The organism is Streptomyces sp. DH41 (assembly GCF_029813785.1).
In the GTDB taxonomy this organism is placed as follows: domain Bacteria; phylum Actinomycetota; class Actinomycetes; order Streptomycetales; family Streptomycetaceae; genus Streptomyces.
In genome coordinates this window covers 92,526-117,866 of the sequence record NZ_JARVKY010000017.1, presented here as the reverse complement: position 1 = coordinate 117,866, position 25,341 = coordinate 92,526, and the positions used below count along the sequence as shown (strand labels likewise).

Below are 25,341 nucleotides of genomic sequence, written 5' to 3'. Positions count from 1 at the left end.
TCCTGGATTGCGCGTACGATTCCGGGGTCCGGCAGCGGCCTGCCCCCTCGCTGTGGTCTGTCACTCCGGTTTACGCACCGGCGGCTCCCACCCCTCGGGTCCAACCCCTCGTAAAGTGGGGGCGATTGGGCGGACGTGATCCTCGGGGGACTGCTTTCATGACATCAGCGCCGACCGGCCCGGACGACAGCCGTCCGGGCTCCGCCGACAGCACTGCCGCTGGTGTTCGCGACGGCACGGCCGACGGCGTTCCCGACGGGACGGGCGACGGGACGGCCGCCTGGGAGTTGCTGCTGCCCGCCGTCTCGGCGCCGGCACGCGCGCGTGGCCGGGCGTTGCAGGAGGCGCTGCGGGACTCGGTCCGCTCCGGCCGGCTCACGCCGGGCACCCGCCTGCCGTCCAGCCGGGACCTCGCGGCCGACCTCGGGGTGTCACGGGGGCTCGTGACGGAGGCGTACGAGCAGCTGACGGCCGAGGGCTACCTGCGCAGCGGGCAGGGTGCGGGGACCTGGGTGGGCGACGCCGTCAGGGCGGCCCGTCCACGCGCGCGCGATCTCGCCCCGCGCTCCCCCGGTGACCGTGCCGACTTCGTGCCGGGGACGCCGGACCTGTCGCTCTTCCCGCGCTCGGCGTGGGCCGCCGCGCAGCGGGGCGTGCTGGCGGAGCTGCCGCACGAAAGCCTCGGCTATCCCGACCCGCGCGGGCTGCCCCGGCTGCGGACCGCGCTGGCCGAGCTGCTCACACGGCGCCGGGGCGTGGTGGCGGACCCGGAGCGGCTCGTGGTCGTCTCCGGTGTGGCGCAGGCGACGGCGCTGCTCGCGAGCGTGCTCCACGCGCGCGGGGTGCGCACCGCCGGCGTCGAGGACCCCGGCAGCCCCCAGCACGACGCCCTGTACGCGTCGGCGGGCGTCGGCACCGTGCCGCTGCCCCTGGACGACGAGGGGCTCGCCGTCGGCCCGCTGCGCGCCTCGGGCGTACGGACCGTCGTGACGACGCCGGCCCACCAGTTCCCCACCGGGATCGCCTACTCGGCGCGGCGGCGCGCCGAACTGCTGGACTGGGCGCGGTCCGTGGACGGGCTCGTCCTGGAGGACGACTACGACGGTGACTTCCGCTACGACCGTGCCCCCGTGGGCGCCCTCCAGGGGCTCGATCCGGAACGCGTCGCCTATACGGGTTCGGTCAGCAAGTCCCTCGCACCGGGACTGCGGCTGGGCTGGCTGCTGGTACCGGAGTGGCTGGCGGACGACGTCGTCGAGCGCAAGCGCACCACGGACCTCGGACATCCGACCCTCGACCAGGCGCTCTTCGCGCGCTTCGTGGAGCGCGGCGACTACGACCGCCAGCTGCGTGTCTGCCAGCGCGCCTACCGCGAGCGGCGCGACGCGCTGGTCGCCGCGCTGGAGGAGCACTTCCCCGGCTCGCGGGTCTCCGGCATCGCCGCCGGACTCCACGCCATCGCCACGCTCCCCGAGCGGTACGGCCCCGAGGAGCGCTTCCTCGCGCGCGTGGCGGACGCCGGGGTCGCGGTACACGCGTTGGCGGCGTACGGGCACGCGGCGGGCGGTGAGGGGACGGCGGGGAAGGAGGTGCGGCTCGTGCTGGGATACGCGCATCTGACGCCGGGGCGGATCCGCGCGGGGGTGGCGCTGATGGCGCGGGGCGAGTGAGACGCTCCCGGCGCGCGGGCGGCCGGTTGTTCACCCGGAATTTCCGTGGTCGCCGCGCCGCACCAGTAGGTCTGGCTCTGCACACTGGCCGGCCACCGGCCGGATCCCGTCCCTGGACGTCCCTGGAGGCGTATCCATGTCACACCGTCCGTTGCCCGGCCGCCGCAGCGTGCTGCGCGGCTCGCTCGCCGCGTCGGCGGCCCTGACCCTGCCCACCGCTCTCGGGGCGGCGCCGGCGTTCGCCCGTTCCGGGCGGCCGGGGGCGGGCTGGGGCGTGCAGACGGGAGACGTGACCGCCCACTCCGGTCTGGTGTGGGTACGGTCCGACCGGCCGGCCCGGATGATCGTCGAGACGTCCGCGACCGAGTCGTTCCGCAACCCGCGCAGATGGCGCGGCCCGCTGCTCGGCGCCGACACGGACTTCACCGGCACGACCAGGCTGCGCGGCCTGCCGCCGGGCGAGCAGATCCACTACCGCGTCCTCCTCGCCGACCCGGACGACCCGCGCCGCACCGGCGAGCCGGTCCCCGGTACCTTCCGCACGGTGCCGGTCCGCCGGCGCGAGGGAGTGCGTTTCGTGTGGTCGGGCGACCTGGCGGGCCAGGGCTGGGGCATCAACCCCGACCTCGGCGGCTACCGCATCTACGACGCCATGGGCGCCCTGGACCCGGACTTCTTCCTGTGCAGCGGCGACAACGTCTACGCCGACGGCCCGATCGCGGAGACGGCCGCCCTGCCCGACGGCGGCACCTGGCGGAACGTCACCACCGAGGAGAAGTCCAAGGTCGCCGAGACCCTGGCCGAGTTCCGCGGCAACTTCCGCTACAACCTGCTCGACGACAACCTGCGGCGCTTCAACGCCCAGGTCCCGTCGGTCGTCCAGTGGGACGACCACGAGGTGCGCAACAACTGGTACCCGGGCCAGGTGATAGCGGACACGGACAGCCGCTACACCGAGAAGAGCGTGGACGTGCTGGCCGCCCGGGCCCGGCGCGCGTTCGGCGAGTACTTCCCGATCTCCACGCTGCGCCCCGGCGCGCGGGAGGGGCGGGTGCACCGGGTCCTCCACCAGGGCCCTCTCCTCGACGTGTTCGTGCTGGACATGCGGACGTACCGCAACGCCAACTCCCCCGGCGACCAGACCGTGGACCCCCAGGGCATCCTGGGCCGCGAGCAGTTGGAGTGGCTCAAGCGGGAGCTGTCGCGCTCGCGCGCGGTGTGGAAGGTGATAGCCGCCGACATGCCGATCGGCCTGGTCGTGCCCGACGGCACCGAGGGGAGGGCGAACATCGAGGCGGTGGCGCAGGGTGACCCCGGCGCGCCGCTGGGACGCGAGCTGCAGATCGCCGAACTGCTGCGCTTCGTCAAGCACCGGCGGATCACCGGCACGGTCTGGATGACGGCCGACGTGCACCACACATCGGCCCAGCACTACCAGCCCTCGCGGGCCGCGTTCACCGACTTCGAGCCGTTCTGGGAGTTCGTGTCCGGGCCGCTCAACGCGGGTGCCTTCCCGGCCAGCGCGCTCGACGGCACCTTCGGCCCGGAGAGGGTCTTCGTGAAGGCGCCGACCGCCTCCAACGTCTCGCCCGCGGACGGTTACCAGTTCTTCGGCGAGGTCCAAATCGACGGCGACAGCGCCGAGATGACGGTGCGGCTGCGTGAGCAGGACGGGACGGTGCTGTTCACGAAGGTGCTCCAGCCGGGCCGGGTCGGTCAGTAGTTCCCGTAGCCTGTGAGGTGTGCCGCGCACCGGCGTCATCCCCCGGTGCGCGGCCCGTGTCTCCGTGCGGTGGTGTTTCCCAAATGTCCCGGAAGCTCTTTTACCCATCGGTCACAGAGCGTTCGTGATCACGCAACACCGTTCCTTCACAGTGGTCGCATGAGTCGAGACATGTCTGATGTGACGGGCGCCGTGGCGCGCCTCGTGGAGCACGGCCCGGCGATCCCCGCCCTGCTGCCGGCGTCGGTGGCCGCCCTGATCGCCACGGCGGGCTTCCACACCTGGTGGACACGGCGCCACGGGCACGCCCCGCCGCCGGACGATACCGGCGCCCGGCCGCCGTCCGCCGCGCGGCGGGCCGGGTCGTCCGACCGGGACGGCGAGGCGGTGACGGGAGCGGACGCCGGGGACAGCGCGCTGTGGCGGATGCGGACGACCGTGCGGGACGCCCCCGGGTCGCTGGCCGTGCTGTGCGCGGCCCTCGCCGAACGGCGGGTCGACATCCTGAGCCTGCAGACGCACCCGCTGGCCGAGGGCACGGTGGACGAGTTCCTGCTCCGCGCCCCGGGTGAGCTGACGGGATCCGAGCTGGCCGGTGTGGTGTCGGCGGCCGGCGGGGACCGCACCTGGACCGAGCGGGCGGACGCCCACGACCTCGTCGACGCGCCGACCCGGATACTGGGGCTGGCCGCCCGCACCGCCCTGGACACGGCGGAACTCCCGCTGGCACTGCGTCAGTTGCTGGGCCGGTGCACCATCCGCTCGCTGCCCGCGGGCCTCGGGGGACACGTCGTGGACGACGTGCCGCCGGAAGGCTCCCTGGAGGACACCGTGCTGCGGCTGCGCGCGCCGGAGGGCGGGGTGATCAGCGTGGAGCGGCCGTATCTGCCGTTCACCCCGGCCGAGTTCGCCCGGGCACGGGCACTGGTCGAGCTGGACGCCCGGCTCGGTCCGCGGGTCCCGCGCGGCCGGGACGTGCTGACGCTGCCGGAGGGGAGCGACATCACGGTCCGCCGGGCCGACACACGTGACGTCCCGGCGGCGAAGGCGATGCACGAGCGGTGCTCGGCTCAGACGCTCGGGCTGCGCTACCACGGCCCGGTCAAGGACGCCGACCGGTATCTCAACCACCTGCTCAGCCCGCGCTACGGCCGCACTCTGGCCGTACAGACCGCCTCGGGGCGGATCGTCGGACTGGGTCACCTGCTGTGGGACGGGGACGAGACGGAGGTCGCGCTGCTCGTCGAGGACGCGTGGCAGCGCCGGGGCATCGGCGGCGAACTCCTCGGCCGACTCGTGGCGATGGCGGCGGAGACGGGCTGCGCGAACGTGTACGCCGTGACGCAGGCGTCCAACACCGGTATGGTCGCCGCGATGCGCGGCCTGGGCCTCCCCCTCGACTACCAGATCGAGGAGGGGACCCTGGTCGTCACAGCCCGCCTGGACCCGGCGTCCCGGGCCGCGGCGCGGCTGCCGCGCGGTGAGCGGATCGGCCGGGAGTGAGCCGGCGGGCGGTTTGCGCCGCCGGTCGACCCGCGAACGCCGACGGCCCCACCCGGCCCGCGACGGTCGGTCCGCCCGCGAACGCCAACCGCCTCACGACAACCGGTCGACCCGCGAACGCCAACCACCCCACCCGGCCCACGACGATCAGTCGGTCCGCGACAGCGCCTCCCGCGGCGGGACCGCCCCGGCCGCCCGCTCCCCCGGCGCACGCTCCCCCAGCGCCCGGTCCAGGTCGGCCCACAGGTCGTCGACGTCCTCCAGGCCGACCGACAGCCGCAGGAGCCGGTCGCCGACCCCGGCGTCGCGTCGGTCGTCGGCGTCCACGATGCGGTGGCTGATGGACGCCGGGTGCTGGATGAGCGTGTCGACGCTGCCGAGGCTCACGGCCGGGGTGATCAGGCGGACGCGGCCGATGACGTCGTGCGGGTCCCCGTGGACCTCGAAGGAGACCATGGCACCGCCGATGCGCGGATAGTGGACGCGGGCCACCCGCGGATCGGCGGCGAGGCGCCCAACGAGCGCGGCGGCGTTCGCGGAGGCGGCCCGCACCCGTACGGGCAGGGTCGACAGCCCGCGCAGCAGCAGGTAGCCGGCCAGCGGGTGCAGTACGCCACCGGTGGCGAAGCGGACCTGCCGCAGCCGCCCCGCGAACTCCTCGTCGCAGGCCACCACACCGGCCAGCACGTCGCCGTGCCCGCCGAGGTACTTGGTGGCACTGTGCAGCACCAGACGCGCGCCCTGTTCGGCGGGGCGCTGGAGCACGGGCGTGGCGAAGGTGTTGTCCACCAGCAGCGGCACCGATCCGCAGGCGTGGGCGACGGCCCGCAGGTCCACCTCGGCCAGCGTGGGGTTGGCCGGTGACTCCACGAGCACCAGGCCGGTGTCCGGGCGCAGCGCGTCCGCGACACCGGCCGGGTCGGTCCAGGTGACCTCGGACCCCAGCAGCCCGGCGGTCAGCAGATGGTCGCTGCAGCCGTACAGGGGCCGGACCGCGACGACGTGCCGTAGTCCCATCGAGCCCCGGACCAGCAGGACCGCGCTCAGCGCGGCCATGCCGCTGGCGAAGGCGACCGCGGCCTCCGTACCCTCCAGCCGGGCCAGCGCCGTCTCGAAGCGGGCGACGGTGGGGTTCCCGAGACGGCCGTAGACCGGCGGACCCTCGGGTTCGGCGCCGGTGGCGGCGAACGCGTCGATGCGGGCGGCCTCGCCTCGGCTGTCGTACGAGGGGTAGGTCGTGGACAGGTCGATGGGCGGGGCGTGCAGTCCCTGGCCGGCGAGGTCGTCGCGGCCGGCGTGCACGGCCTCGGTGGCCAGTGCCCTGCCCGTGGGCGGGTCCGAGGGCGCGGTGGCGCGTGCCTCGCCGGACGGTGACGTGTGTGTGCGCGCAGAGTCCATGGCCGAAGACTGAACACTCACCGGGCCTGTGGGGTCGTCGACCGTGCTACGTTCGGCGTATGACCGAGTCCGTCGTACTGGATCCGGTGGATCTTCATCTGCTGCGGCTGCTGCAGAACGACGCCCGGACCACCTACCGCGATCTCGCCGCCCAGGTCGGGGTGGCCCCGTCGACCTGCCTGGACCGGGTGGCCCGGCTGCGGCGGGCCGGGGTGATCCTCGGCCATCGGCTCGAACTGGACCCGGCGAAGCTCGGCCGCGGCCTCCAGGCGCTGCTGTCGGTACAGGTGCGCCCGCACCGGCGGGAGCTGGTCGGCCCGTTCGTGGACCGGATCCGGGCGCTCGCGGAGTCGCGCACCGTCTTCCATCTCACCGGCCCGGACGACTACCTCGTCCATGTCGCGGTCGCGGACATGGCGGATCTGCAGCGGCTGGTCCTGGACGAGTTCACCTCCCGCCGGGAGGTGGCGCGCGTCGAGACGCGGCTGATCTTCCAGCAGTGGGAGTGCGGACCCCTGTTGCCGCCCGCCGCCCCCACGGCCACGCCCTGAGCGAAATCCGGCCGTCCGCGGCAGCGGGCCCGGCGAACCGGGCTGACGTGGCACCGGAATCCGTATGAGGATGTCCGCATGTCAGAGACCAAGAGCCCGCTGCCCCGTGAGGTCGCCGACGCCTACGTCGACGAGCTCATCGCCCTCGACCCGGTCACCGGTACGTTCCTCGGCGTGCAGGAGAGTTCCGGCCGCCTGCCCGACTTCTCGCCCGCGGGGCAGGAGGCCCTCGCGGAGCTGGCGCGGGCCACGCTCGCCCTGCTGGACGAGGCGGAGCGCCGGCCGGGCGGGGACAGCGACGTGGAACGGCGCTGCGCCCGGCTCCTGCGTGAGCGCCTCACCGCCGAACTCGCCGTGCACGAGGCCGAGGAGGGCCTGCGCTCGGTCGGCAACATGGGCACCGCGGCGCATTCGGTGCGCGAGGTCTTCACCATCACACCGACGCAGACGCAGGAGGACTGGGCGCGGATCGCCGAGCGGCTGCGCGCGGTGCCGGCGGCGTTCGCGGGTTACCGCGAGTCCCTGGCCCTGGGTCTGGAACGCAAGCTGTACGCGTCTCCGCGCCCGACCGCGACGTTCGTCGAGCAGCTCGGCGAGTGGGCGGACACGGGTGAGGGCCGCGGCTGGTTCGAGGACTTCGCCTCCACCGGCCCCGACGCGCTGCGCGCCGAGCTGGACGAGGCGGCCCGGGGCGCGACCGCGGCCGTGGTGGAGCTGCGGGACTGGATGCGCGACGTCTACGCACCGGCGATCGAGGGTGCCCCGGACACGGTGGGCCGCGAGCGCTACGCCCGCTGGTCGCGCTACTACAACGGCACGGACCTGGACCTGGACGAGGCGTACGCGTACGGCTGGGCCGAGTACCACCGTCTGCTCGCCGAGATGAAGCGGGAGGCGGAGAAGATCCTGCCGGGCGCCGGGACGCCGTGGGTGGCGCTGGCGCACCTGGACGAGCACGGCAAGCACATCGAGGGCGTCGACGAGGTCCGCGAGTGGCTTCAGGGCCTGATGGACCAGGCGATCGAGGCACTGGACGGCACCCACTTCGAACTCGCCGAGCGGGTGCGGAAGGTGGAGTCGCGCATCGCCCCGCCCGGCAGCGCGGCGGCGCCCTACTACACGTCCCCGTCGGAGGACTTCTCGCGCCCCGGCCGCACCTGGCTGCCGACGATGGGCCTCACCCGTTTCCCGGTCTACGACCTGGTCTCCACCTGGTACCACGAGGGTGTCCCCGGTCATCACCTCCAGCTCGCCCAGTGGGCGCACGTGGCGGAGGACCTCTCCCGCTACCAGGCCTCGGTCGGCATGGTCAGCGCCAACGCCGAGGGCTGGGCGCTGTACGCCGAGCGGCTGATGGACGAGCTGGGCTTCCTGACGGACGCGGAGCAGCGGCTCGGTTACCTGGACGCGCAGATGATGCGGGCCGCCCGGGTCATCGTCGACATCGGCATGCACCTGGAGCTGGAGATCCCGGCGGACTCCCCGTTCCGCCCCGGCGAGCGCTGGACGCCCGAACTGGCGCAGGAGTTCTTCGGCGCGCACAGCAGCCGCCCGGCGGACTTCGTGGAGAGCGAGCTGACCCGGTACCTGACGATCCCGGGCCAGGCGATCGGCTACAAGCTCGGTGAGCGGGCGTGGCTGCTGGGCCGGGAGAACGCCCGGAAGCGGCACGGCGACGCCTTCGACCCGAAGGCCTGGCACATGGCGGCCCTCTCCCAGGGCTCGCTGGGCCTGGACGACCTGGTGGACGAGCTGTCGCGGCTCTGAACCGGGCGCCGGCTGCCGGCCGCCCCGGGCGTCACCGCCTGAAACCGCCCTCCGAGTCGACGACCTGACCGGTCACCCATTCCGCCTCGTCCGTGGCGAGCCACGCGATGAGGCGGGCCGGGTCGTCGGGCATGCCCCACCGCCCGGCGGGGAAGAGCGCGGCGACGGCCTCGTAGTCCTCGCCGGTCATGTAGTCGGTGTCCACGGGCCCGGGGTTGACCGCGTTGACGGTGACGGCGTGCTCGGCGAGGGTCGTCGACAGGGAGCGGGTGATGGAGGCGAGCGCGCCCTTCTGCAGCGCGTAGGCGATCTCGCCGGGCATGCCGCCCGCGAGGTCCTGGCCGGAGGTCATCATCACCACGCGTCCGCCGGGTGTGCGGGGCGGCAGCGCGGCGCGGTGCCGGGCGTAGGCCTGGACGAGCAGCAGTACCGAGCGGGTGTCGACCTGCCAGTGCGCGTCGAGCATGGCGGCGTCGATCGTGTCGAGGGTGCCGTCGAAGCCGCTGAGGGCGTGGTTGGCGACCAGGATGTCCAGCCGTCCGCCGAGCGCCTCGGCGGCGGTGGCGAGGAGTTCGCCGGGGGCGGCGGGGTCGGCCAGGTCGCCGGGGCCGGCCAGCACGGTGGCGTCCGGGTCGCCGAGCGCCGCGCGTACGGAGGCGACCACGTCCTCCGTACGGTCGGCGCCCCAGGGCATGGCGGCGTCGTGCGGCACGTGGTGGTGCAGGTGGACACTCGCCCCGTACGCGGCGAGCCGGCGGGCCACGGCGTGGCCGATGCCGCCGCGCCGGCTGGCTCCGGTGACGAGGGCGGTCCGGCCGCGCAGGGGGAGGGGGTCGCGGCGCAGGTCTTCGGGGGCGGGGTGCGGAAGTCGCGGCATGGGCAACCATGATGGGCGGTCCGCCGCCACCACGCATGCGGATATCGCCCCGCCGTCCGGGAGGTCAGCGGTCCGGGGCGACCCGCACCTGGTCGGTGCGGTCGCGTGCGGCGCCGGGGCCGCGAGCGCGGTGGCTACGTCGGAGACGTCGGTGTGGAAGGCGAGACTCGCCCGTGCGGCATCAAGGTCGCGGCCCGTTCGATGCGGGAGGCGTTGGTGACGTCGGTGACGTGCGGCACCTGGAGGAGGTGTCGGGCCGCATCAGCGCACTGGGGTCGGTCACCACCAGCGTCGTCCACTCCTCGCCGCTCCCCCGCCGGTCCCTGGGCCGCTGAGGCCCGCCGGGAGCGCTCAGCCGGCGCCCCGCTGCCGCAGTACCGACCCCGTCCGCCCCTTCACGACCTCGAGTTGGGCGTGTATCCGCCGCCGCAGGTCGGCGACATGGCTGACGATGCCGACGCTGCGGTCCCGTTCACGCAGGGAGTCGAGAACGTCGAGGACCTCGTCGAGGGTCTGGTCGTCGAGGCTGCCGAAACCCTCGTCGATGAAGAGGGTGTCCAGGCGGACGCCGCCGGCCTCGTCCGTGACGACGTCGGCCAGGCCGAGCGCGAGGGCGAGCGAGGCGAAGAACGTCTCGCCCCCGGAGAGCGTGGCCGTGTCGCGCTCGCGGCCGGTCCAGGCGTCGACGACGTGCAGGCCGAGACCGCTGCGGCCGCGCCCGGTGCGGTCGTCGGAGTGGACGAGGGTGTAGCGGCCGGAGGACATGCGCTCGAGGCGCGCGGTCGCCGCGGCGGCCACCTGCTCCAGGCGGGCCGCCAGCACGTACGACTCCAGGCGCATCCGGCGTTCGTTGTCCGCGGAGGTGCCCGAGGCGAGGGAGGCCAGGCGGGCGACGCGGCCGTGCTCCTCGCGCAGCGGGGCGAGCCGGCGCACGGAGGTGGTGGCGTGCGCGGACAGCCGGTCCAGCTCGGCGCAGCGCCGGGCGGCGGCGTCGCGTACCGAGGAGGCCTCGCGCAGCCGTCGGCCCGCGGCGGCGGCGGTGTCCTCCGCCGCGCCGAGGCCGGCGGGTGGCCGCTGGGCCGCGGCGGCGGTGTCGGCCTCGGTGAGGACCGCGCGTACCGCGGCCTCCTCCGCGTCCCAGGCGTCGAGCCGGCGTTGCAGCTCGCGGTGGGCGGCGTCGTCGAGCAGTGCGGCGGCGGCGTCCCGCGGGGTGTCGAAGCCGGCGCGGAAGGCGGCGTCGGCGAGGCGGGCGTCGGCGTCCTTGAGCCGCTGGGCCGTGTCCTCGGCGACGCGGGCGGTGTCGGCGGCCTCGGTGAGCAGCGCGGCCCGGCGCTCCAGCTGGGCGGCCCGCGCCGCCACACTGTCGGCGGTGCCACGGGCCCGGGTCAACTCCTCTTCCAGCGCGGTCCGTTCACTCTCCAGTCGCTCCCGGTTGCCGACCCGGGACGCGGCCCGGACGGCGGCCTGCTGCTGGGCGGCGATCCGCTGCTCCCGCTCGCGCTCCGCCCGGCGCAGCTCTTCCTGCGCGGCGTGCAGCCCGGAGGCGCTCGCCCGCGCCCGCGCGTACCGCCGCTCCAGCTCCTCGGCCTCCTCGGCCAGCCGGGCGGTGGGCGCGTCGCCCGCCTCCGCGGTGGCGGCGGCGAGTGCCTCCCGTACGGTGCCCAGGCGCCGTTCGGCCTGGGCGCGCCGCTCGTCGGCGTCCTGGTAGGCGACGAGGGCGCGCTCCTCCGCCTCGCGGTCGACGTGACCGGCGTTCCTGCGCGCGGGGGCGGGGTGTTCGGTGGCGCCGCACACGGCGCACGGTGCGCCGTCGATGAGCCCAGCGGCGAGTTCGGCCGCGATGCCGTTCAGCCGCTGCTCCTTGAGGTCGAGCCAGTGGGCACGGGCCTCGACGGCGCGTTCGGCCGCAGCGAGGACGTGCCGCTGGGATTCAGCCGTGTCACCGGTCAGCCGGTCCCGTTGCCGGGCCGCGTTCAGCCGGCGCTGAGCCGGGTCGCGCTGCACGGTGAGCTGCTCGGCGTGGGTCGCGGCCTCCTGCGCGGAGTCGACGCCGGCCTGCGACTGGGAGCGCGTGGTCTCCCAGTCGGCGAGCCAGCTCTCCGCCTCGTGCAGGACGTCCTCGTCGGCGCGTTCCTGGCGGTCCAGTCGGGCCCGCTCCTCGACCAGTTCGGCGAGGCGCTGTTCGGCCCGCCGGGCCGACTCCAGGCCGCCCAGTTCCTCGGCGGCCCGGCGCGCGGCGGCGGCCAGCCCCGTCGCGCCGGCGTCCGCGAGGGCCTGCGGCAGGGCGGCGCGCGCGTGTGCCTCCGAGGCTGCGGCCCGCCGGTGTTCGGCATCGGCGGCGTCCCGCAACTCCAGTGCGGGCGCGACCGCTTCGGCCTTGCGGGCGCGCTCCATGCGCTGCTGCGCGGCATGGTGGGCGCCGGCCCGCTCGGCCAGCCGGTCGGCCCGCTCCCGCGCCTGCGTGAACCGGCGCTGCAGCCGGTCCAGTTCGCGTGTGTCGGCGAGGTCGCGTTCGGCCGCGGCCTGGGCGGACTCGGTGGCCGTGAGCCTGCATTCGGCGACGGCCAGCAGTTCCCGGGCGGTGGTGCGCGCGACGGCGGCGGCGCCGAGGACGGCCTCGGCCAGTCCCGGCTCGCCGGGCGCCAGCTCGGGCAGTTCCATGGCGTCACCGGCGGCCTGCTGCATCCGGTGGGCGTCGGCCAGCAGCGCGGCGTCCCCCTCGCGCACCCGGGCCTCGGTCGCGCGGCGCCGCTCGGCGAGGCGCTTCTCGACCTCGGCGAAGCGCCGGGTGTCGAAGAGCCGGCCGAGCAGCTTGCCGCGCGCCTCCGCGTCGGCGCGCAGGAAGCGCGCGAAGTCGCCCTGGGGCAGCAGCACGACCTGGCAGAACTGCTCGCGGCTCATGCCGAGCAGTTGCGTGATCTCCTCGCCGATCTCCTGGTGGGAACGGCTGAGGTCCTTCCAGGTTCCGGCGCTCGCGTCGTACTCGCGCAGCCAGGTCTGGGCCTTGTCGACGGTCGTACCCCTGCCGCGCAGTTTCGGGCGCTCCCAGGGCGGCTGCCGGGTGACCTCCAGGCGGCGTCCGGCGACGGTGAGTTCGAGGCGCACCTCGGTGCGCGCGGCGACGGCGTGGTCGCTGCGCAGGGTCATGCCCTGGCCGCTCTGGCGGGCGCCGGGCACCGAGCCGTAGAGCGCGTAGCACACGGCGTCGAGGACGGAGGTCTTGCCGGCGCCGGTGGGTCCGTGCAGCAGGAAGAGTCCGGCGGCCGACAGCTCGTCGAAGTCGACGCTCTGCGTGCCGCCGAAGGGGCCGAAGGCGGTGACGTCCAGGCGGTGCAGCCTCACCGGGCCACCTCCCGCGCGGTGTCGTCCGCGCGCACCGCGTCGAAGGCGTCCCGCAGCACGCTCCGTTCGTGGCCGTCGGGTCCTGCGCCGCGCACATGGGTCACGAAGTCCTCCGCGATCTGCTGGTCGCTGCGGCCGGCGAGGCGCCGGGCGTAGGACACGGCGGGGTCGTCCGGGGCCCGCTCGGGATCGAAGACGAGGCTCAGCGTGTGCGGGAAGCGGTCGGTGAGCCGGGCCATGGGGTCGGCCGGGCGGACCGGGTCGGTGAGGGTCGCCTCGACCCACGCCTCCTCGTGCCGGGTCAGCTCCGGGTCGGCGAGCAGCTCCTCCAGGGTGCCCCGCAGCCGGGCCAGCTCCCGCGGCACCGGGCAGTCGAGCCGCTCGGCGGTGACCGATCCCTCGGCGTCCAGGTCGACGAGCCACATGCTCTTGCGGTGCTGGTGCTCCGAGAAGGAGTACGGCAGCGGGGAGCCCGAGTAGCGGACGCGCTCGGTGAGGGTCTGGCAGCCGTGCAGGTGCCCGAGTGCCACGTAGTCGACGCCGTCGAAGACACCGCGGGGCACCGCGGCGACCCCGCCGACGGTGATGTCCCGCTCGCTGTCGCTCTGCTCGCCGCCGGTGACGAAGGCGTGCGCGAGGACGACGGAACGGGTGCCCCGCGCGCGTGTGGCGAGGTCGGCGCGGACCCGGTCCATGGCGGCGGCGAGCACGGACTCGTGGCCCGCCTTCTCCACCCCGAACTCGCTCTTGACCAGGGCGGGTTCCAGATAGGGCAGCCCGTAGAAGGCCACCTCCCCGTGCGTGTCCGCCAGCACCACCGGGGTTCCGCACCCCGCGGGGTCGGTGCGCAGGTGGATGCCGGCGCGGTCGATGAGTCCGGCGCCGACACCGAGACGGCGGGCCGAGTCGTGGTTGCCGGAGATCATCACCGTGGGCACACCGAGGTCGGCGAGGCGGTGCAGGGCGTCGTCGAACAGCTCGACGGCGGCCAGTGGCGGCACGGCCCGGTCGTACACGTCTCCTGACACGACCACGGCGTCGACGCCGTGATCACGCACGGTATCGACGAGGTGACCGATGAACCCGGCCTGAGCTTCGAGCATATTCACCCGGTGGAACGCTCGGCCGAGATGCCAGTCGGAGGTGTGCAAGATTTTCATGAAGCCACTCTGACCTGCACGTTTACCCCTACGCGCCTCTGAAACCAGCACGAACCAGCACGAGGCTCGCGACCAACGCCCGCCACGCTAACGCATGCGGCCACATGATCCACCCCTCACCTCCCTCCGACCGCCAGGCTCGCGGTACCTGACCGGCCACGGCCACGCCCACGGCCACGGAAGACAACAGGCGAGAGCACGAACCCTTTTTATCTGCACCCGCGAGACGAGGGTTTTACGGAACATGCGGACAGTTTCCCTGCACCAACGAACAGAGTGGAATTGTTTATCGCACACGGATCACCGCAACGTGCTACTGTCGATCTCAGTTGCAGTTGTGGTTCCCGAATTTCAAGCTCTTCCCGGTCGGCTTCTGTGCCGCCGGAAGCGCTTTTGAGTACCGGTCTTTTTCCGGGCGGGGTGATCATCACGGCGACACGGCGTCCGCACAGTGCGGACGCCGACGCACCCCGAAGGAGAAAAGACATGGCTACTGGCACCGTGAAGTGGTTCAACGCGGAAAAGGGATTCGGCTTCATCGAGCAGGACGGTGGCGGCGCCGATGTGTTCGCCCACTACTCGAACATCGCCGCACAGGGCTTCCGCGAGCTGCTCGAAGGCCAGAAGGTGAACTTCGACATCGCCCAGGGCCAGAAGGGCCCGACGGCCGAGAACATCGTTCTCGCCTGACGCCGGTGCGCCCTCGGGCGCACACTTCGCAGCTGGGGCCCGCATCCTTCGGGGTGCGGGCCCCAGCTGTATGCATTTTCCGCAGTGGGACTCGCCTGCGGGACAACTGCGCGGAATACGCGGATTCACATACGCGGGTTCCCGCTCCATTCGGCCTATTCTTGCAATTCTCCGTGCTCTCCGCTGCGGGAATTCCTTGATGTGTGCCGCACCAAGGAAGGTTCCGTATGAACACCCGCACACGCACGAACGACCGCTTCGCCCGTACTCGGAACGGCGGCGCCCCCGGGAAGGACGGCAACCGATTCGCTTCCCCGGCCCCGAGCCGCTCCGGCGGGCCGTTCCGCGCCAACGGACGCGCCCGCCGCCCCGCCGTGGTGCAGGGCGAGTTCGCGCTCCCGGAGACGGTCACCCCCGCGCTGCCCGCCGCGGCGGGCTTCGCCGAACTCGCCATGCCCGCGGAGCTGCTGGCCGCGCTCGGCTCGCAGGGCGTTGCCGTGCCCTTCCCGATCCAGGCCGCGACCCTGCCGAACTCCCTCGCGGGCCGTGACGTCCTCGGCCGGGGCCGCACCGGTTCCGGCAAGACCCTGGCCTTCGGGCTGGCCCTGCTGGCCCGTACCGCTGGGCAGCGGGCCGAGCCCCGGCAGCCGCTGGGGCTGGTCCTCGTACCGACGCGTGAACTGGCGCAGCAGGTCACCGACGCGCTCACCCCGTACGCCCGGTCGGTGAGGCTGCGCCTGGCCACGGTCGTGGGCGGGATGCCGATCGGCAGGCAGGCGAGCGCGCTGCGCGGTGGCGTCGAGGTCGTCGTCGCCACCCCCGGGCGCCTCAAGGACCTCATCGAACGCGGCGACTGCCGGCTGGACCGGGTCCGCGTCACCGTCCTCGACGAAGCGGACCAGATGGCCGACATGGGCTTCATGCCGCAGGTCACCGAGTTGCTGGACCAGGTGCGTCCCGACGGCCAGCGCATGCTGTTCTCCGCCACTCTCGACCGCAACGTCGATCTGCTGGTGCGCCGCTACCTGAGCGACCCCGTCGTCCACTCCGTCGATCCGTCGGCCGGCGCGGTCACGACGATGGAGCACCACGTGCTGCACGTGCACGGCGCCGACAAGCACGCGGCGACCACCGAGATCGCCGCACGTGACGGCCGGGTGCTCATGTTCCTGGACACCAAGCACGCCGTCGACCGCCTCACCGAGCACCTGCTGAACAGCGGGGTACGGGCCGCCGCCCTGCACGGGGGCAAGTCGCAGCCGCAGCGCACCCGTACGTTGACGCAGTTCAAGAGCGGGCACGTCACCGTGCTGGTGGCGACCAACGTCGCGGCACGCGGCATCCACGTCGACAGCCTCGACCTCGTCGTCAACGTCGACCCCCCGACCGACCACAAGGACTACCTCCACCGCGGCGGCCGCACCGCACGCGCCGGCGAGTCCGGCAGCGTCGTCACCCTGGTCACACCGAACCAGCGCCGTGCCATGACCCGTCTCATGGCAACGGCCGGTATCGCCCCGCAGACCACCCAGGTGTGCGCCGGGGCAGAGGCTCTGCACCGCATCACCGGCGCCCAGGCCCCCTCCGGCATCCCGGTCGTGATCACCGCGCCGGTGGTCGAACGCCCCAAGAAGCGTGGTGCCACCTCACGCGGTCGACGCCGCCCGGCTCCGGCGACCCGACGCGCACCCGGTCGGCGCTCCGTCACCGACGCGGCCGCCTAGGACCTTCCTGACCGGAAAACCGACCCCTCTCCGCAGGAGGCACTTCTTGACGCTGCTCCAGACGCATCCCCGCTCAACGAGCACCAGCACCAGCACCAGCACCAGCACCAGCACCAGCGTGCACCGGACGGTCGCCGATGCCATGGAGGCGGCCGGACCTCAGGTCTGGGACGACATGACCGTCGAGGTGGCGCTGTCCGTCATGGCCGCCGCCCGCACGGGTCACCTCGTCGTATGCGATGAGGACGGCCAGTTCACCGGCCTGGTCACCCGGGCCCGGCTCACCGTCGTGAGGGACACCTCCGGATACACGGACCGGGTCCGGCTGCGCGACATCGCCGGCAGCGGCGGGCCTTTCGCCTCGCCGCAGACCACGGTGGCCGAAGCCGAGCACGCGATGCGCCACCGGCGGCTCCGGGCCCTGCCCGTGGTCGACGAACACGGCAACGCCCTGGGCGTCCTCGCCCTGTCCCGCTGAACCGAGGGCCCTACCGGCGCGGCACACGGGTGAGCCCTCGCCACGTGCCGTGCCGTTCTCGGCGCTTCGGCGGGTCAGTGGGTGGGCGGGTCAGTGGTCGGAGTAGCTGAAGTCACCGACGGTCCAGGCGCTGACGTCCTCGATCGCCACGCGGTACATCCCGCCCGTCTCCGGGATCCCCATCGTGCCCTGGAGGATCCGGGCGACGTGGAAGTGCAGGTGCGTGGGTGGCCCGTCCTTCTTCGCGGGGGCTTTGAAGACGGCGGAGAACTCGCCCAGGTCGGCGGAGCCCGTCAGCACCTCCGACACCCTCCGCCTCCACACGGCTTCGGGAGCCAGGCGACCGGTGATGACAGCACCACCGGTGACCACGGTCAGGGACATCCGACTGCTCTGCCCCGACTCCACGAGGGCGGCGATGTCAATGATCAGCTCGTCACACTTCGGCATGAGCTGGATTCTAAGCGCCGGCCCTCCCTGGTGGCCCGAGCGGTGACGCTACCGGGCAGGACAGGAACCGCGGTCTTGCCGCCGAGGGCCGGCGGGCAGATGCCCGCCCGGAGCCACATCACCGTTCCTGCCCCGCTCGAAGCCGTTCCCGCCCCTGGAGGCCGGGTCAGACGTCGGCCCTGTCCCGGGGGTCGGCAGGGCGTCGTCGTAGTTCCTCGTTGATGCGCTGGGCCTCTTCGAGCTGGTCTTCCAGGATGATGATGCGGCAGGCCGCCTCGACGGAGGTGCCCTGGTCGACGAGTTCGCGGGCGCGGGCGGCGATACGCAGCTGGTAGCGGGAGTAGCGGCGATGACCGCCCTCGGAACGGAGCGGCGTGATCAACCGGGCTTCGCCGAGGGCGCGCAGGAAGGCGGGTGTGGTGCCGAGCATCTCTGCTGCCCGCCCCATGGTGTAGGCGGGGTAGTCGTCGTCGTCGATACGGTTGAGCGGGGTATCTGGGGTCATCTGCACCTCTGATCGGGGAACACGTCGTGGGGCCTTGGTGCCGTACGGCACCAAGGCCCCGAGGGAATTGCAACACCATCCGCCGGCCTACTGCACTGCCGGCCTTCTGTTTCCGCGCCGTCCCCCGTCGGGGGGCGGGCAGCTGAGGGATCGCGGATGCGTGACCGTGGGACCACCTTCCGTTCCGGGGTCTGCGGTACCCGGGGAGATCACTCTCTCCCGGGCGATCCTGATGGCGTTCTCCTCCTACTCTTTGATCTACCTCTTCCACTGCTGGTCCTGCTCACTACCGGTGGCCCTGTAGGCCACCCGGCCCGGCAACCAGCGCGGGGACCCTGGGAACCGCTGGCCCCACCGCTCCACTGCCGTGCCGCAACCACTGTTCCGTATGCGGGCAGTTCGTCTCTGCCGCGCCTCACTGACTTCCTGGCTACGACAAAACACTAACCCCAGAGACAGCCGCATGTCTACAGCAGCCACAACAGCTTTCACTCCAAACGGGTGAACGGTTTTCTGTATCCATGACGTCCCGGACGAGAGACCGGCGCCGCCGGAGGGCGCTGCGACTACGCGCCGTCCCGCAACTGACCCGCAGGTTCGCTACAACACGTCTCCTACGGCCGGCGGGGGCACGCATCCCCGTACGCCTCGCCGCCCAGTTCGAACCCGGCCGACCCCGCGGTGGCGTCCGCGAGCCAGGACCTGAAGGCGTCCACGTCGGCCTCCGGCAGGCCGATCTCGATGGTGACGGCCTCGTCGTACCGCACGTCGCGCACCGCGCGTCCCGCCGTGCGCAGGTCGTTCTGGAGCTTGCCGGCCCGCTGGTGGTCGACGGTCACCGTGCCCAGGCGGAACCGGCGGCGGGTGAGCGTGCCGAGGTCGTCCAGGGCCTCGCCGACCGCGCCGCCGTAGGCGCGGATCAGTCCGCCCGCGCCGAGCTTGACGCCGCCGTAGTAGCGGGTGACGACGGCGACGACGTACCGCATGTCCCGGCGCAGCAGCATCTGGAGCATGGGGACGCCGGCGGTGCCGCCGGGCTCGCCGTCGTCGCTGGCCTTCTGGACGGCGGCGTCGGCTCCGATGACGTACGCCCAGCAGTTGTGGGTGGCGGCGGCGTGTTCCTTGCGTACGGCCGCGACGAACTCCTGGGCCTCCTGCTCGGTGGCGGCCGGGGCGAGGGCGCACAGGAAGCGCGAGCGGTTGATCTCGGTTTCGTGCACACCCGCGCGGGCGACGGTGCGGTACTCGTCCTGCATCCGGCCAGCCTATGCGCTCACCGTGATCCGCTCCTCGGCACGGTCGTCGCGGCCGGCAGGGCCGGACCCGGGGCGCGCGATCAGGCCGGGGCTCCGACATCCCGGGCGAGGTGCAGGCCGAGGAACCGGTCGGCGTAGGCGTAGATCTCGAAGCGGGCTCCGTCGGGAAGGTCCGGATCGGTCTCCACCCGGCGCAGGACACTCAGCACCCCGGGGGCGTCCAGGTCGTCCTCCCAGGCCGCCCGCAGTTGGTCCCGCACCTCGCCCGGGACGGGGCGCGACGGCTGCCGCGCCCAGGCGGCGACCGCGCGGCGCCAGCGCGCGAGCGTGTCCCGGGCGTCGTCCAGCGCGCTCGCGTCGAGCTCCACGCGCGCGTGGTGGTGCCGTTCCAGCAGCGCGAGACGCACGGCGTCGGGGGCGGCGAGGCCGGCGATGTCCTGTCCGGCCGCGTCCGCCGGGGCGACGGCGACCGTCGCCCCGTCCGGCGTGGCCCCGCCCTGGCGCACGACGTACACGGCCTGGCCGGCGCCCGGCCCGGCGGCGCCGTCGTCCTCGAAGGGCCGGACGCCGAGGGCCGCGGCGTCCGCACGCAGCCGTGTCCCGTCCTCCACGCCGGTCAGCAGCGCCCACGCGGGCGTGCCGTCGAGTTCCAGGGCACGGACCAGGAGGTCGGCGACGAGCAGCACACGCAGTCCGGTCGTGTCACGGCCCGGCGCGTGCGCCTCGACACGGGTGGGCCCCCGCCGGGCGGGGGCGGCGGTGGCGGGCTTGTGGGTCCGGGCGTCGATGATGCGCAGCACGGGGTGAGCGTAGGCGGGGCGGGGCGGTGGCGCACAGGGGGCGCGCTCGCCGTCCCGCCCTCGCCGTGCGGGGAATCCCGGCGGGCCGCCGTCCGTTGTCGCTGCGGAAGACGCGAGAAGATCGATACGCGAGTCGTCCACTAGTCCAAGGAGGCCGCCGGTGTACGGCGACGAGGCAACCGTCCGGAAGATCCTCACCGAGCTCGGCGACACCTGGGCCGTGGTGGGCCTGTCGTCCAACCGGCAGCGCGCGGCGTACGGCGTCGCCGAGGTGCTGCGGCGCTTCGGCAAGCGCGTCGTACCCGTGCATCCCAAGGCGGAGACGGTGCACGGGGAGCGGGGGTACGCCTCTCTCGCGGACGTCCCCTTCGACGTGGACGTCGTCGATGTCTTCGTCAACAGCGAGCTGGCCGGGCCGGTCGCCGACGAGGCGGCCGCCAAGGGGGCCCGGGCCGTCTGGTTCCAGCTCGGCGTGATCGACGAGGCCGCGTACGCGCGGACCCGGGCCAGGGGCCTGGAGATGGTGATGGACCGCTGCCCGGCGATCGAGATCCCCCGGCTCGGCTGATCGCTCTCCGGAAGCCCGGGGCGCGAGGCCGCAGGGACGTGACGGCACCTCACCGGCCACCGGCCGGGTCCGGCCCGATGACCACCACGCGGGCCCAGTCGGGCGGTGAGTCGGGTACGTACTCCGGGTTGTTCTCGTTCCACGAAGAGCGCGCCCGCTGCCGGGGGAACAGTCCGACCACCGTCCGGCACGCGGGCCGTGTGGCCGGCCAGGGTGTCTGCCCGTCGGTCAGGACCACGACGGCGTCGGGCGCGGGACGTGCGCGCAGCGCTTTGGCGAAGCCCGTGCGCAGGTCCGTACCGCCCCCGCCCACCAGAGGGATCCCCTCGGCACGGCACAGGGAGTGAGCGAACCGGGCCGACGCGTCGCAGGGCACCACCGTCACCAGGTCGCGACGCCCTCCGACGGCACGGGCGATCGCGGCGACCTCGAGCAGCGCGCTGCCGAGTTCCGCGTCGCTGACCGACCCGGAGGTGTCGATGACCACGGCGACCCGGGGCGGTCTGCGCCGCAGGCTCGGCAGCACGACGCCGGGCGTCCCGGCCGAACGTCGCGACGGCCGGCCGTAGGAGTAGTCCTCCCCCGCGCCGCCCGACGAGGCCGCCGAGCGGACGGCCGCTCCCAGCAGGTCCCGCCACGGCTGCGGCGGATGGAACGCCTGTTCCGCCCACCGTTTCCACCCCTTCGGCGCGCTTCCCGGGCGGGCGTTGATGCCCTGCGCGACCCGGAAACGCACCGCGTCCTGCTGCTGCTCACTGAGCCCGTCCGCGCCGTCCGGTCCGAGGTCCCACTCCCGTTCGAGTCCGTCGGCGCCGCTGCCGCAGTCCAGCCAGGCCAGGCTCTCGGTGAGCCGCCCGAGCCGGAACTGGCGCAGGTAGTCCTCCATGAGCTGTCCCTCGGGCAGTGCCAGGAGCTCCGGCTCGACCGCCCCCTCGGGACGGACCAGTCCGTCCCCGAACACGTCGTCGTTGATCTCGCAGTCCGCGGCGATGTTCATCCGCAGCCGTTCGGCCGGGCCGGCCAGCCCGCGCTCCCGCGCGACCCGGTCACTGCGTCCGTGATGGTCGCGCAGCAGATGCGACACCTCGTGCACCCAGACCCCGGCCAGTTCCTCCACGGGCGTTCGGTCCACGAAGACCGGCGAGACGTAGCACCGCCAGTACCGGTCGACGGCCATCGTCGGCACCGCCCGTGACGGGACGACGTGCAGGGCGAACAGCGCCGTCGCCAGGTAGGGCCGGACCCGGGCGGCGTGCAGCCGGGCGGCGAAGAGCTTGTCGAGGTCGCAGACGACCGGGACCGGCGTTGCCGCCGGCGCGGCCGCGGTCGGCGTTCCCGTGCTCATCGTCCCGCCTTGGCGGTGCCCGCGGTCCGCGCCGCCGCCCGGTCCGCCGCCCGGTCCGCGCGCCGGGACAGGGCCATGGCTCCGGCGAGCCGCTCGATCGACGCCGGGATGTCCCAGTCCTCTTGCCGCAGACCGGCGAGTGTGGTGGCGGGGACGACCACGACGTCCGGGGCGCCGGTCTCCATCGCGCGGGCCAGCAGCGCCCACGCCGCGTCCCACCGGGACTTCTCCGGACGTTTGCGTACGGCGGCCACCACGCCGTCGAGCGCGGCCTGGCGCAGGTCCCCACGTTCGGGCAGCACGGCGCCGGACGGGTCGGCGAGCAACGTCTCGGGGTCCGGGAGGTCCATCCGGTCCAGGCTCGCCATCAGTTCCAGCCCGGGGCCGTCGCCCACGGTGCCCCGCACCAGCAGGGAGAGCACTTCCCTGGAGGAACCGGCGGCGGTCGCGAAGGCGATCAGGCTGAGGGTCATGTCCCAGCTCCGGGGCGACGGCCAGGCGCCGCCCCGGCGCGTTTCGCCGCTGGGCAGCCGGTGTACGAGCCCGGGGCGGGCGGTGAGGAACTCGCACACCGCGCGGCGGGCGTGGCCCACGGCTTCCGCGAGCCCGCCCGGGTCGAGCCGCGGCAGCGTCGCCCGGGGCCAGGTCCCGCCGAGCCCTCGTACGACGACGTCGTGGTCGTGGGTCCACTGGAGGTGGACGAACCGGTTGGCCAGCGGCGGGCTCAGCTCCCAGCCGTCGGCCGCCGAGGAGCGCGGGTTGGCGGCGGCCACGATCCTGACCCCGGGCGGCAGTCGGAGGGCGCCGATCCGCCGTTCGAGGACGAGGCGGAGCAGGGCGGCCTGTACGGCCGGCGGCGCGGTGGACAGCTCGTCGAGGAACAGCAGGCCCCGGCCGGCCCGGACCAGGCGCACCGCCCATTCCGGCGGGGCCATCGGGACGCCCTGTTCCGCGGGGTCGTCGCCGACGACGGGCAGCCCGGAGAAGTCGGACGGCTCGTGGACGCTGGCGATCACGGTGGTCAGCGGAAGATCCAGGGCGGTGGCGAGCTGGGTCAGGGCAGCGGTCTTGCCGATCCCCGGCTCTCCCCACAGCAGTACGGGGAGGTCGGCGGCCACGGCCAGGGTGAGAGCCTCCAGTTGGTTGTCGGGCCGCGGTTCGGTGGTCGAGTCGCGCAGCAGGGTCAGCAGTTCACCGGCGACGTCGAGCTGGGAGGGATCGGAGGGGTCGGCGGACATGGGGCCGACGACGGTGGGCGCGGAGTTCATGGGAGTCATGGAGGTCACGGGGGCATAAGTCGTCATAGGTCATCACCTTTTGGGCTCGTGATGGGCGGGAAGGACCGCTGGACGGGGCGCGGCGTGGGGGGCGGGACGACCCTCGGTCAGTCGCGGGGTCGCGTGGCGTCAGTCGCGGGTCGCGTGGCGCGGGCGGGAACGAGTGACGCGGGGACGGTAAGGGCCCGGACAGATGCGTTTGGGACCGGGTCCGTCGAGGCCTGCCCGGTACATCCCGTAGGTGATCCGCCGCTGTACGGCGGCCTCCAGTTCGTCCCGCAGGGCGCCGTCGCGCAGGCAGGCGTCGGCGCCCAGCAGGTCTTCGACCACGGCGAGGGCGCCGGCGGTGTCGCCGTGGTCGAGGCGCTCGCGGATGTCGGGGAGGCACTCCGGACGTCGGTGCGCCTCGTCGATGACCTGGAAGCAGGGCAGCGGCGTGCCGGTCAGCGCGGCCAGCAGCTCCTCCCGGCGGACTTCGGCCGGGTCGTGGTCCAGCGCCACCAGTACCCCGTCGACGATGCCGATCCGGTGCCGGACTCCCCGGCATTCCACGAGACGGGGCGGTTGCGCCGAACCCGGGTACGGAGTCCGGGGCGGGGCGGTCGGCACATGGTCCGGCACCAGCGCGGAGGCGACCAGCGGATGCAGCCGCCCGGCCTCGATGGCGCCGGCGCGGACCAGTTCCAGGTCGGGTGGCACCCAGGTCGCCGCGTCGGGCAGCACCGGCAGCGCGGACGCGGCGCCGCCCGTGGGTGCCGTCTCGATCCGCAGCGTGGGCGGACCGGCGCCGTCCCTGTCCGCGACCAGTTCCACGGCCAGCCGCCGCCCGGCCCCGAGCCGCACGGCGACGGTGCCGATGTCGGCACCGGTGCCACCGCCCGTACCAGGGTCACCGCCACCGCCCGTACCGGTGCCAGTCGCCGTTCGCCGTTCGGCGCGGAGCAGGATCGCCGCCTCGGCCGCCCACCGGTCGACGGCACAGCGACGCCCCGGCGGCTCCGTCCCCGGCAGGCCGGGGTGGCCGGGAAGTCCGGGTGGGTCGTTGGCGGGTGGCAGGCCGGTCCCCGCCCGGACGCGCAGCTCATCGGTTCGGCGCGCGTCCCACAGGTGACGGTGCAGGTCGAGGCGGAACCGCCGGCTGGGCCGGGGGTGCGGATGCCGGGGGGCGCCGGTCTCCGGGCCGGAACCGTCCCACAGGGCCAGGCTGATCCGCTGGCCGCCGTCCGCCCAGGCGGGCGGGGTCCGGACCACGAGGTGCACCGGACGCGCGCCGTCACGTGTCGCGATGTCGTACCGCGCCAGAGTGAGCGTGAGGCCCGGACGCAGCAGCCCGTCCGGAGCGATTCTCGGCATGTGCCAGCGCAGCAGGTCGGGAGCGAGGTGGCGCAGGTCGGCCCGGACGCGGGTCGCGAGGTCGAGGCCGTACACGCGCGCCGCGGAACGCAGGTTGAGGTCGACGTCGATGCCCGCGGCGGCACACGCCCCGGCCCAGTCCCCGGCGTGGCGGCGGACTGTCGCGGTCTCGATCATGGAAGGCGGCACGGCGAACTCGCGCACGCGCCGCCAGAGGGAAAGGCGGGAGTCCCCATTCGCGGTGTGAGTGAGCATCAGCACTCACCTTGCGCGGACGGGTCCCCCATTCTGCCGACAGAAGGAGTAGTCATCGCGGGGAGCATAGCGGCGCCCGTCCTCGGGCTGCCAGGGGTTTTCCGCACGGCGCCGCGCGGACCGTTCCCGCACACCGCCGACACCCTGCTCGAGCAGGTGTGGCCGTCCTTCGGCCGAGGAATCCCGCTCAGTCGTGGAGCGGCCGGTCGCCGAGCCGGTGGTCGGCCACGTTCAGCGCCTCGTCGACCAGACGGCGCAGATGCCCGTCACGCAGCGCGTACACCACCCGGCGCCCCTCCTTGCGGGTGCTCACCAGCCCCGCGAGCCGCAGCCGGGCCAGATGCTGACTGACCGCGGGCCGGGCCGCTCCGCAGGCCTCGGTGAGGGTGGAGACGTCGGCCTCGCCACCGGTCAGGGCGTGCAGCAGGGTCAGGCGAGTACGGTCCCCGAGCAGGGCGAGGACCTCGGCGGCGAGCGCGAACTGCTCCTCGCCCGGCGTGCGCGGGTGCGCATCGTCCGCAGGTGACAGGTGCATGCGTGCGCTCATACGCACATAATGGCCTGACGGACGCCGGGCGTCCACCGACGCACAGGAAGACCGGCCCGGAACACCGCACCGGCCCACCGCGTCGCAACCCGCGCTGAAACA

At 73.7% G+C, this 25,341-nt stretch carries 21 protein-coding genes and 1 pseudogene; 10 read left to right on the top strand and 12 right to left on the bottom strand.

Going from position 1 to position 25,341, the window contains the following annotated elements; all coding sequences use genetic code 11:
- Window positions 1-158: 158 nt before the first annotated feature.
- The 3 genes from pdxR (at window position 159) to QC283_RS25730 (ending at window position 4,896) form a co-directional block, all read left to right on the top strand.
- On the top strand, window positions 159-1,670 hold the full coding sequence (gene pdxR, locus QC283_RS25740; RefSeq protein ID WP_279564050.1) for a MocR-like pyridoxine biosynthesis transcription factor PdxR: 1,512 nt from the start codon (window positions 159-161) through the stop codon (window positions 1,668-1,670).
- A gap of 136 nt (window positions 1,671-1,806) precedes the next feature.
- Window positions 1,807-3,393 (top strand): alkaline phosphatase D family protein, encoded by a 1,587-nt coding sequence (locus QC283_RS25735; RefSeq protein ID WP_279564049.1) that lies wholly within the window; start codon window positions 1,807-1,809, stop codon window positions 3,391-3,393.
- Window positions 3,394-3,564: 171 nt separating this feature from the next.
- A complete protein-coding gene (locus tag QC283_RS25730; protein WP_279564048.1) occupies window positions 3,565-4,896 on the top strand; it encodes a GNAT family N-acetyltransferase in 1,332 nt (443 codons plus the stop codon).
- A gap of 147 nt (window positions 4,897-5,043) precedes the next feature.
- Here the strand turns inward: QC283_RS25730 and QC283_RS25725 are convergent, their stop codons facing one another.
- Entirely contained in the window at window positions 5,044-6,294 is a 1,251-nt protein-coding gene (locus QC283_RS25725) for a trans-sulfuration enzyme family protein (protein ID WP_279564047.1), read from the bottom strand.
- A gap of 59 nt (window positions 6,295-6,353) precedes the next feature.
- Here QC283_RS25725 and QC283_RS25720 point away from each other — a divergent pair, with 59 nt between their 5' ends.
- Window positions 6,354-6,845, top strand: a complete 492-nt coding sequence (locus QC283_RS25720; RefSeq protein ID WP_279564046.1) for an Lrp/AsnC family transcriptional regulator — start codon at window positions 6,354-6,356, stop codon at window positions 6,843-6,845.
- 78 nt (window positions 6,846-6,923) lie between these two features.
- Window positions 6,924-8,612: a DUF885 domain-containing protein gene (locus QC283_RS25715; protein WP_279564045.1), complete on the top strand. Its 1,689-nt coding sequence runs from the start codon at window positions 6,924-6,926 to the stop codon at window positions 8,610-8,612.
- A gap of 31 nt (window positions 8,613-8,643) precedes the next feature.
- On the opposite strand, the gene QC283_RS25710 is transcribed toward QC283_RS25715, so the two are convergent.
- Window positions 8,644-9,489, bottom strand: coding sequence for an SDR family oxidoreductase (locus QC283_RS25710; protein WP_279564044.1), 846 nt, complete (start codon window positions 9,487-9,489; stop codon window positions 8,644-8,646).
- 230 nt (window positions 9,490-9,719) lie between these two features.
- On the opposite strand from QC283_RS25710, the pseudogene QC283_RS25705 reads away from it, so the two are divergent.
- Window positions 9,720-9,824, top strand: a pseudogene (locus tag QC283_RS25705) (Lrp/AsnC family transcriptional regulator); the annotation flags it as partial.
- Between the two features lie 16 nt (window positions 9,825-9,840).
- Here the strand turns inward: QC283_RS25705 and QC283_RS25700 are convergent.
- Together QC283_RS25700 and QC283_RS25695 are read right to left on the bottom strand one after the other, a co-directional pair.
- Window positions 9,841-12,831, bottom strand: a complete 2,991-nt coding sequence (locus QC283_RS25700) for an SMC family ATPase (RefSeq protein ID WP_279564043.1) — start codon at window positions 12,829-12,831, stop codon at window positions 9,841-9,843.
- Window positions 12,828-13,991: an exonuclease SbcCD subunit D gene (locus QC283_RS25695; protein WP_279564042.1), complete on the bottom strand. Its 1,164-nt coding sequence runs from the start codon at window positions 13,989-13,991 to the stop codon at window positions 12,828-12,830. Before QC283_RS25695 ends, QC283_RS25700 begins: the two co-directional genes overlap by 4 nt.
- A gap of 486 nt (window positions 13,992-14,477) precedes the next feature.
- Between QC283_RS25695 and QC283_RS25690 the strand changes: the two genes are divergently transcribed.
- From QC283_RS25690 to QC283_RS25680, 3 genes are all read left to right on the top strand, one after another.
- Entirely contained in the window at window positions 14,478-14,681 is a 204-nt protein-coding gene (locus tag QC283_RS25690) for a cold-shock protein (protein ID WP_003974279.1), read from the top strand.
- A gap of 227 nt (window positions 14,682-14,908) precedes the next feature.
- On the top strand, window positions 14,909-16,405 hold the full coding sequence (locus tag QC283_RS25685) for a DEAD/DEAH box helicase (protein WP_279564041.1): 1,497 nt from the start codon (window positions 14,909-14,911) through the stop codon (window positions 16,403-16,405).
- A 46-nt stretch (window positions 16,406-16,451) separates the two neighbouring features.
- The gene (locus QC283_RS25680) at window positions 16,452-16,883 is read left to right on the top strand and encodes a CBS domain-containing protein (protein ID WP_279564040.1); all 432 of its coding nucleotides are present in this window, start codon (window positions 16,452-16,454) and stop codon (window positions 16,881-16,883) included.
- A 90-nt stretch (window positions 16,884-16,973) separates the two neighbouring features.
- Here QC283_RS25680 and QC283_RS25675 read toward each other — a convergent pair whose 3' ends face one another.
- From QC283_RS25675 to QC283_RS25660, 4 genes are all read right to left on the bottom strand, one after another.
- Window positions 16,974-17,333 carry a hypothetical protein gene (locus QC283_RS25675; protein WP_279564039.1) on the bottom strand — a complete coding sequence of 120 codons (360 nt, stop codon included), beginning with the start codon at window positions 17,331-17,333 and terminating at the stop codon, window positions 16,974-16,976.
- Window positions 17,334-17,499: 166 nt separating this feature from the next.
- Complete coding sequence (locus QC283_RS25670; RefSeq protein WP_279564038.1) at window positions 17,500-17,838, bottom strand: MerR family transcriptional regulator; 339 nt, start codon at window positions 17,836-17,838, stop codon at window positions 17,500-17,502.
- Window positions 17,839-18,452: 614 nt separating this feature from the next.
- On the bottom strand, window positions 18,453-19,094 hold the full coding sequence (locus tag QC283_RS25665) for a YigZ family protein (RefSeq protein ID WP_279564037.1): 642 nt from the start codon (window positions 19,092-19,094) through the stop codon (window positions 18,453-18,455).
- 80 nt (window positions 19,095-19,174) lie between these two features.
- Window positions 19,175-19,894 (bottom strand): hypothetical protein, encoded by a 720-nt coding sequence (locus tag QC283_RS25660; protein WP_279564036.1) that lies wholly within the window; start codon window positions 19,892-19,894, stop codon window positions 19,175-19,177.
- Between the two features lie 160 nt (window positions 19,895-20,054).
- Here QC283_RS25660 and QC283_RS25655 point away from each other — a divergent pair, with 160 nt between their 5' ends.
- Window positions 20,055-20,462 carry a CoA-binding protein gene (locus tag QC283_RS25655; RefSeq protein WP_279564035.1) on the top strand — a complete coding sequence of 136 codons (408 nt, stop codon included), beginning with the start codon at window positions 20,055-20,057 and terminating at the stop codon, window positions 20,460-20,462.
- 49 nt (window positions 20,463-20,511) lie between these two features.
- On the opposite strand, the gene QC283_RS25650 is transcribed toward QC283_RS25655, so the two are convergent.
- From QC283_RS25650 to QC283_RS25635, 4 genes are all read right to left on the bottom strand, one after another.
- Window positions 20,512-21,807, bottom strand: a complete 1,296-nt coding sequence (locus QC283_RS25650; protein WP_279564034.1) for a vWA domain-containing protein — start codon at window positions 21,805-21,807, stop codon at window positions 20,512-20,514.
- On the bottom strand, window positions 21,804-23,075 hold the full coding sequence (locus QC283_RS25645; RefSeq protein WP_279564135.1) for an AAA family ATPase: 1,272 nt from the start codon (window positions 23,073-23,075) through the stop codon (window positions 21,804-21,806). Before QC283_RS25645 ends, QC283_RS25650 begins: the two co-directional genes overlap by 4 nt.
- A 138-nt stretch (window positions 23,076-23,213) precedes the next feature.
- On the bottom strand, window positions 23,214-24,692 hold the full coding sequence (locus tag QC283_RS25640) for a hypothetical protein (RefSeq protein ID WP_279564033.1): 1,479 nt from the start codon (window positions 24,690-24,692) through the stop codon (window positions 23,214-23,216).
- 187 nt (window positions 24,693-24,879) lie between these two features.
- Window positions 24,880-25,239, bottom strand: coding sequence for an ArsR/SmtB family transcription factor (locus QC283_RS25635; RefSeq protein WP_279564032.1), 360 nt, complete (start codon window positions 25,237-25,239; stop codon window positions 24,880-24,882).
- Between the last annotated feature and the right edge of the window lie 102 nt (window positions 25,240-25,341).